Source organism: Mycobacterium asiaticum, from assembly GCF_001673635.1.
Lineage (GTDB): Bacteria > Actinomycetota > Actinomycetes > Mycobacteriales > Mycobacteriaceae > Mycobacterium > Mycobacterium asiaticum_C.
Window position 1 is genome coordinate 42,505 of the sequence record NZ_LZMH01000072.1, and the last position, 7,606, is coordinate 50,110.

8 protein-coding genes are annotated in these 7,606 nt (G+C 69.2%); 4 read left to right on the forward strand and 4 right to left on the reverse strand.

The window, feature by feature from the left end; genetic code table 11:
* Nucleotides 1-2: 2 nt before the first annotated feature.
* Complete coding sequence (locus A5645_RS21710; protein WP_065130978.1) at nucleotides 3-866, reverse strand: SDR family NAD(P)-dependent oxidoreductase; 864 nt, start codon at nucleotides 864-866, stop codon at nucleotides 3-5.
* 103 nt (nucleotides 867-969) lie between these two features.
* On the opposite strand from A5645_RS21710, the gene A5645_RS21715 reads away from it, so the two are divergent.
* The 3 genes from A5645_RS21715 (at nucleotide 970) to A5645_RS21725 (ending at nucleotide 3,698) form a co-directional block, all read left to right on the forward strand.
* On the forward strand, nucleotides 970-1,443 hold the full coding sequence (locus tag A5645_RS21715; protein ID WP_065035042.1) for a VOC family protein: 474 nt from the start codon (nucleotides 970-972) through the stop codon (nucleotides 1,441-1,443).
* A 103-nt stretch (nucleotides 1,444-1,546) separates the two neighbouring features.
* Nucleotides 1,547-2,452 (forward strand): alpha/beta fold hydrolase, encoded by a 906-nt coding sequence (locus A5645_RS21720; RefSeq protein WP_065035043.1) that lies wholly within the window; start codon nucleotides 1,547-1,549, stop codon nucleotides 2,450-2,452.
* A 4-nt stretch (nucleotides 2,453-2,456) separates the two neighbouring features.
* Nucleotides 2,457-3,698, forward strand: a complete 1,242-nt coding sequence (locus A5645_RS21725; RefSeq protein ID WP_065130985.1) for a WS/DGAT domain-containing protein — start codon at nucleotides 2,457-2,459, stop codon at nucleotides 3,696-3,698.
* A gap of 1 nt (nucleotide 3,699) precedes the next feature.
* On the opposite strand, the gene A5645_RS21730 is transcribed toward A5645_RS21725, so the two are convergent.
* Complete coding sequence (locus A5645_RS21730) at nucleotides 3,700-4,305, reverse strand: winged helix DNA-binding protein (RefSeq protein WP_065130979.1); 606 nt, start codon at nucleotides 4,303-4,305, stop codon at nucleotides 3,700-3,702.
* Nucleotides 4,302-5,933 carry a pyruvate, phosphate dikinase gene (locus A5645_RS21735; protein WP_081288483.1) on the reverse strand — a complete coding sequence of 544 codons (1,632 nt, stop codon included), beginning with the start codon at nucleotides 5,931-5,933 and terminating at the stop codon, nucleotides 4,302-4,304. The genes A5645_RS21730 and A5645_RS21735 overlap by 4 nt, the downstream gene beginning before the upstream one ends.
* A 114-nt stretch (nucleotides 5,934-6,047) precedes the next feature.
* Between A5645_RS21735 and A5645_RS21740 the strand changes: the two genes are divergently transcribed.
* Nucleotides 6,048-6,557, forward strand: a complete 510-nt coding sequence (locus tag A5645_RS21740) for a DoxX family protein (RefSeq protein WP_065035046.1) — start codon at nucleotides 6,048-6,050, stop codon at nucleotides 6,555-6,557.
* On the opposite strand, the gene A5645_RS28415 is transcribed toward A5645_RS21740, so the two are convergent.
* On the reverse strand, nucleotides 6,541-7,606 hold a 1,066-nt coding region (locus A5645_RS28415; protein ID WP_216638332.1), incomplete at its 5' end, for a hypothetical protein. The two genes, A5645_RS21740 and A5645_RS28415, sit on opposite strands and share 17 nt — an antisense overlap.

Genomic DNA, 7,606 nt, shown 5'->3' on the forward strand with positions numbered 1-7,606 from the left:
CCTCACATCAGGTCCGTGATGGTCTTGAGGCCCGCTTCGTACAGCACGCCCGGCAGCATGCCGCCGTCGATCTCGATGGTGGTGCCGTTGATGTAATCGGCTGTTCCCGAAGCCAGAAAGACGACCGTCCGGCCGACTTCGGCGGGTTCACCGCCGCGCTGCATCGGCACTTTGGCGAAATACTCGGTGCCGGTCGGGTCGTCCTTGTTGAGCACGAATGCGCGAAAGTTGTCGGTGATTGTCGGACCCAGGGCCACGCAGTTGACCCGCACCTTGGGACCCCATTCCTGGGCGAGTGAGCGGGTCATGTGGTTCAGCCCGGCCTTGGCGGCCCCATAGGAGACCAGCGTGGGTGACCCCGCCGGGTGACTGGCACCGCTGGAGATGTTGACGATGCAACCGGTGCCGTCCTGCGTCTTCATCTGCCGATAAGCGCGGATTGCGAACCACAGCGGGCTGATCAGGTTCATCTGCACCGCGAAGGCGTGGAACAACGCGGTGCGTTCGAAGTCGTCGGCGCTGCGCGGTGTTCCCTGCAGCCGTTGCACCAGCTCGGGGATGTCGTCGACGTGTGGTGCCGGGACCGTGCCACCGGCGTTGTTGACCAGGATGTCGATCCGGCCGTAGTGGTCGGCGACCTCTTGTACCAGAGCGTCGATCGCGTGGTAATCGCCTTGGTCACATACCATTTGAGCGCTGCGTTGCACCCACCGCGGATCCGACTCGACGCCGGGCAGCGCGTCAAGGGGTGTGCGCGAACAGCCGATCACGGTGGCCCCCGCCCGCAGCAATTCGTGCGCAATGCCGACGCCGACCCCACGGCTGGTTCCGGTGACGACGGCGACTTTGCCGTCAAGTGAGCCCACCGTTGGATGATTACACTTGTAATCTTTTTCGGCAAGCGCCGATGAGTTTCCGATGCCGCCACGGTCTGCCCCTGTGACAGACCAGACGACAAAGGAGGCGCCAATGCCGACGATCACCCCCTCACTGTGGTTCGACAACAACCTGGAAGACGCGGCGGAGTTCTATACCTCGGTGTTTCCGAACTCCTACGTCGAGGGATACACCCGCTACACCGAAGTCGGGCCGGGTGAGCCGGGTTCGGTCGCGTTCGGGTCGTTCGTGCTGGACGGTGTCCGGTTCATCGGGCTCAACGGCGGTCCGGTGTTCACCTTCGACGAAGCCGTGTCCTTCACCGTCGACTGCAAAGATCAAGACGAGGTCGACTACTACTGGAACCGGCTCGTCGACGGCGGGACGGAATCGGAGTGCGGCTGGCTCAAAGACCGCTTCGGCCTGAGCTGGCAGATTGTGCCTGCCCGACTGATGGAATTGGTCAACGATCCGGATCCCGCCCGGGCGGCCGCGGCCACCAAGGCGATGCACGGCATGAGCAAGATCATCATCGCCGATCTCGAGCAGGCGGTCGCCCAAGTCTGAGCTGTTCTGCCTGGTAGGCGAGGCCGGCCGAGGCCGCCCTTCCTTGTCCCGTTGACGGCCGGTTACGTTGGACTGGTCGAGCAAACGGCGAACAGGAGTCGAGTTGTCTGAACCAGGCTGGATCGACGTGAAAGGCCCCAACGGCGACCTGAAGGCGCTCACCTGGGGACCGGGCGACGCCCCGATCGCCTTGTGTCTGCACGGATTTCCCGACACCGCATACGGGTGGCGCAAACTCGCGCCGCGTCTTGCCGAATCCGGTTGGCGGGTCGTCGCGCCGTTCATGCGCGGCTACGCGCCGTCGGACATTCCGGTCGACGGGAGCTACCACATCGGGGCGCTGATGGACGATGCGCTGCGGGTGCGGGCGGCGGCGGGTGGCACCGACCGCGACGTGATCATCGGCCATGACTGGGGGGCCATCGCTGCGACGGGCCTGGCGGCGATGCCGCAAAGCCCGTTCGCCAAAGCGGTGATCATGTCGGTGCCGCCGTCGGGGGCGTTCCGGCCGCGGGGCGGGGTGTCCGATCGCGGCCGGTTGGCCCGCGAGTTGGCGCGTCAGGTGCTGCGCAGTTGGTACATCAGCTACTTCCAATTGCCCTTCCTGCCGGAGCGGTCCGCGTCGTGGGTGGTGCCGCTGCTGTGGCGGCGCTGGTCCCCGGGCTACCGGGCCGACGAGGATCTGCGCCACGTCGACGCCGCGATCGGGACGCCGGAGAGTTGGCGCGCGGCGCTGGGCCCGTACCGGGCCACGATCCGCAACACCCGGCCGCCGGCACAGTATGCGGAGCTGCACCGCTACTGGACGGAGCCGCCGCAGCTGTCGACGTTGTACCTGCACGGTCAAGACGACGGCTGCATGACGGCAGCATTCACGCACTGGGTGGAGCCGATATTGCCTGCGGGCAGCGAGGTTTCGGTCGTCTCGCATGCCGGGCACTTCCTTCAGCTCGAACAGCCGGACAAGGTCGCCAACCTGGTTCTGACCTTCGTCGGTTCGCCCCGCTGAGGTGGTGGCCGGGCACCGCATGGCAGCCGTCGACGCCCAGTTCTACTGGATGTCGGCCAAGGTTCCCAGCGACCAGTTCCTGCTGTATGCGTTCGACGGTGAACCCGATGACCTGGACTCGGCGCTCGACCGCGTTCGCGGACGGGCGCGCGCCTGCGCAGATCTGAGCATGCGAGTCGCCGATGACTGCGCGGCCCGTTATCCGCGGTGGGTTCCCACCCCGGCCGAGCCGGATCAGATAGTCCGCCAGGAGTTGACCGACGACGGCTGGGACGGGTGTCTGGCCGCGGTGGCCGGCCTGGCCGCCCGCCAGTTGGATATCCGCCAGATGGCGTGGCGGCTGCACGTTTTCACGCCGGTGCACGCCATTCCGGGGGTGTCCCGACCCGGTACGGTCGCGGTGCTGCAGGTCGCGCACGCGTTGGGGGACGGCGCCCGGGCGTCGGCCATGGCGGCTTGGCTGTTCGGCCGTCCGGCGCCGGTACCCACGGTCGCCGCGACGCGGGCCGGGTTTCCGCCCCGGTTGGCGGTTGCGGCGGCGCGTGCCCACCGCCGACTGGTGCGCGATACCGAGGCGGGACTGGTACCTCATGGGGTTGGGCTGCGGCCGCTGGTGGCCACGAATGCCCGGCCTGGCGCCGACCGTGCGGTGCGCACGCTGGTGCGGCGGCGCGGGCAGATACCGGGTCCCACGGTCACGGTCGGGGTGCTGGCCAGAGTGGCCGAGGCGCTGGCGGAATGGCTTGGTGGCGAGGTGGATTCGCTGGGCGCCGAGGTGCCGATGGTCAAACCCGGGCCGCCGCTGGCATACAACCATTTCGGCAACGCCGTCGTGGGGTTGTACCCGGGTCTGCCGCGTGCTGAGCGTATGAATCGGATCGCCGGTGACCTCGCCGATGCCCGCCGCCGGTTCGAGCATCCCGCGACCCGGGCCAGCGACCGGGCTTTCGCCGCGGTGCCCGCGGCGTTGCTGCGTTGGGGTGTATCGCATTTCGACCCCGATATTCGTCCGGCACAGGTGGCCGGCAATACGGTGGTGTCCAGCGTGTACCGCGGAGTGGACGACCTGCGTTTCGGTGGCGCTCCGGTGACGCTCACCGCCGGGTATCCCGCACTGTCGAGCGTGATGGGCCTTACCCACGGGGTGCACGGCATCGGCGACACGGTGGCGATCAGCGTGCACGCCGCACGATCGGCGGTGCCCGATATCGACGGCTATCTGCGGGTATTGGACGCGGCGTTGTAACTCACTGTGCGTCACCCGATCTGGCGGCCTCTTCGCGAGTCAACCCGACGGCCAGAATCAGTTCCTCATGCAACTCGAACCACACGGTGTGGTAGGAATCGATGAGCGGCCTTGTCAACCAGGTGGTTTCGCCGCCCTTCACCTTGTCCAGGGCCGCGCTCAACTTGGTCGGATAGCCGGCCAGCCTCGGCAGTTGCGCCGTCACCGTTGCGATGATCGGCAACACTCGCTGGTGTACGGCGTCGAGGCGGGCCAGCACCGCGGCGTCGTATGCCGCGTCCTCGTGACTGTTCGGTTGGCCGTCCCGGAGTTGCCAGTCGGTGACCAGCGCCTTGAAATCAGCATTCACCGAATGGAATTCGTCATATGCGGTGACCAGCACGACCGAATCGGCACCCTGGCGTTCGGCGGTGAGCAACTCGGCAAGCCGGGCGCGGCCCTCAGCGGTGATCCGCACGGTGGGGCCCTCGACAAGTAACCCGGCGGCGGCCAGTTGGCGAACCCTCTCGGCCACCGCGGTCTCGTCGGCGGCCAGGGTAGCGGCCAGGTCGGTCAGGCGCACCCGGCCTTTCAACCGGACCGCCTGCAGCACGCAGAGCTCGCTCACCGCTCGGCCTTCGCGCGGATCGCATGCAACATGGTGATAAGTGGTGCGGGCGAGACAACGTCGGTGTGCCCGGCTTTCAGCGCCGCGCGCGCCGCCGCCTCCGACGCGTCTTCCAGCTTGGGATGGTCGCCACTCGGATGCGCGCGCAGTGGGCTGACGGCCATCGCGATGTCGGCCAACTCGCGCAACTCCGGCGTGTCGTCCGGCGACCATGCGGTGGAGTACAGGATGCCTTGCCGCACTTCACCTTCGTAGCCGTCCACGGTGATCTGCTTGCCGGCCAATGCCGCGGCGACCCCATGGCCGCAGCCCACGACGGCGACCCGGCCGAGTTCGCGGCTGACCACCGCCGCGTGGCTTGCGGCCCCGCCGACCTCGGTGACGATGCCTTGTGCGGCCAGCATTCCCAGGACGTCCTCGGGTCTGGTGTGGTCGCGCACCAGGATTACCGGCTCGCCCCGGTCGGCTGCGTCCAGTGCCTCATCGACATCGGTGTATGCCGTGCCGGTCGCGATACCCGGGCAGGCGGGCAGACCCTTGGCCAACAGTGGTGCCGCCAAGCGACTTTCGGGCTCCAAGGCGGGCTGCAGCACCGCCTGGACGTCGATCGGAGTGACACGGCGCAGTGTCTCGGTGTCGTCGATGAGGCCTTCCCGGCGCAGCTGCAGTGCCAACCGAACCGCGGCGTGCGCCGAGCGCTCGGCGCTGCGCGTTTGTAGCAGCCACAATTTGGCGTCCTCGACGGTGAATTCGATTTCCTGCACGTCGGCGTTGAGCCGCTCGAGGTGTCGGGCGGCGGCCATCAACTCTTCGTAGACGGCCGGCAGCTCGGCGCGCAGCGCGGCGATCGGTTCCACGTCGACGAGGCCGGACACCACATCGTCGCCCTGGCCCCCGGGTAGCCACTCGCCGAAAGGCTCGTCGACGCCGGTGATCGGATTGCGAGACGACAGCACGCCGGCACCGGACTTCGGCACGTGGTTGCCGAACACCATCGCCTGGACCACCACCGCCGTGCCGCTTCGGTCGTCGAGGCCGTGGTGTTCGCGGTAGGCGATGGCGCGGGGCGAATTCCACGACGCGAACACGGCTTCGATGCCCGCCCGAAGTTGAGCGTATGGATCGGGAGGGGGTTCCGGGCCGGCGTCGTCGCCCGACAGGGCGCGCCGGTAGAGCCGGCCGAACCGGCGGCGGGTGTCGTTGGCGAACTCGGTGGTGGTGGCCGCGGCCAGCGCCTGTACGACGGCGTCGTTGATACCCAGGTCCAGGATCGTGTCCATCATTCCGGGCATCGACTGGGTGGCGCCCGAACGCACGCTGACCAGAAGCGGGCGCGGACCTCGCCCGAACGTGCGGGCGGTTTGGTCTTCCAGCCAGCGCATCCCGTTCAGGACGTGCTCCCAGATCGCGTCGATCGTCGGTCCCGGCTCGGCGAGATAACGCAGCCCGACTTCGGTGGTTATGCAGAACGCGGGAGGTACCGGCAAATTGTGACGGCGCATGGCGTCGATGCCATGGCCCTTGTTGCCCAGGATCTCTCGTGGCAGCTGTGCCCGGCCGTCAAGAAACACCACGGGGTCGCCCAGGGTGCCTGCTGAGGGGGCATGGCGTCGCGCGAGACGAGCCATCCTTGCACCCCCTGGTCATTGCCGGAACGCCTGCAATGGTCCCACACGGGTGGCCAGGCCCGGCCGCTCCGCCGCTGCTGTTACAGCTATGCCCGATGCTCTAGTTTTGACGCTATGACTCCCTACGATCTCGGGTTGCTGATCCTGCGGCTGGTGTTGGGTCTCACCCTTGCCGCGCACGGTTTGAACAAATTCTTCGGCGGCGGGCGCATACCTGGCACCGCCCGATGGTTCGAGAGCATCGGGATGAAGCCGGGCAAGTTCCATGCCACCGTCGCCGCGACCACCGAGACCGCGGCCGGGCTGGGCTTGGCGGCCGGGCTGCTCACCCCGATCCCGGCGGCGGGCTTCGTCTCGCTGATGATCGTCGCGGCTTGGACGGTGCACCGCGCCAACGGTTTCTTCATCGTCAAGGAGGGCTGGGAGTACAACCTGGTCCTGGCCCTGAGCGCGGTGGTCGTCGCCACCCTGGGTGCCGGGAAACTCAGCTTGGATCATCTGATCTTCGGCAAGAACTGGTTCGACGGCTGGCACGGTTTGGCGATCTCGCTGGGCCTGGGCCTGGCCGGTGCCATCGGCCAGCTGTTGATCTTCTACCGCCCGCCGGTCAAAGAAGCGGCGTAAGCCCGTCCTGGCCGAGGAGTAGGCCGCCGGTGCCGCCGGTGCCGGGCCCGCCCGGCGGTGTGCCGGTTCCGCCGTTGCCGCCGTTGCCGCCGTTGCCGATCAGCACGGCCCCATTGTTTGAACCACCGTTGCCGCCTCCGCCGCCGGCGCCGGAGGCGCCCCCGCCGGCGCCGCCATCACCGCCGTTGCCAATTGCCCCGGCCTTGCCGCCGGCGCCGCCGAGGCCGCCGATGGTGTTCGGGTTCGGGCCACCCACACCACCGGCGCCCCCGGCGCCGCCGGAGCCGTTGAGCAGACCGGCGTTGCCGCCGGCGCCGCCCGCGCCACCGTGGGAGCTGAACAGCCCCTCGCCGCCGTTGCCGCCGGTCCCGCCGGAGCCGAAGAGCAGGCCACCGTTGCCGCCGGTCCCGCCGGTTCCACCGGTGCCGTTGTTGGCGCCGCCGCCGCTGCCTCCCGCGCCGCCCGAGGGGCCCATGGACAGAAATCCGGCGTTGCCGCCCTGCCCGCCGCTGCCGCCGGTGGTGAGGCCGTAACCGCCAGCCCCACCGACACCGCCCGCACCGAACAGGCCGCCGGAACCGCCCGCCCCGCCGGCACCTCCGGTGGTGGTGCCGAATCCGCCGACACCGCCGTCCCCACCGCCGGCGAACAGCCCGCCGGCGCCTCCCGCACCGCCGGCCCCGCCGTTGCCGGCGGATCCGCCGTACCCGCCGACCCCGCCGCCGGCGAACAGCCCACCGTTGCCACCGGCGCCACCGGCACCGCCGTTGCCGAAGTCACCGCCCGCGCCGCCCGTTCCCGCCGCGCCCGAGAAGAAGCCCGCATTGCCGCCGCTGCCGCCGCGCCCCCCGGTGAACGGGCCGGGGGTTCCGGCGGGCGCGACCCCCGTGCCGCCGATCCCGCCGCTGCCGCCGGAGCCGTTCAGGAAGGCCGACCCGCCGGCACCGCCCGCGCCACCCGTGGTGGCGCCGGGTCCACCCGCGCCGCCGGCACCGCCCGAGCCGAACAGGACTCCGCCACCGCCGCCGTTGCCGCCGGGGCCGCCGGTC

What these genes read in the sequence shown, in the direction of transcription:
- A5645_RS21740 (WP_065035046.1), top strand. Translation starts at nt 6,048, where the DNA reads ATGACTCCCTACGATCTCGGGTTGCTGATCCTGCGGCTGGTGTTGGGT.
- A5645_RS21715 (WP_065035042.1), top strand. Translation starts at nt 970, where the DNA reads ATGCCGACGATCACCCCCTCACTGTGGTTCGACAACAACCTGGAAGAC.
- A5645_RS21735 (WP_081288483.1), bottom strand. Translation starts at nt 5,933, where the DNA reads ATGGCTCGTCTCGCGCGACGCCATGCCCCCTCAGCAGGCACCCTGGGC.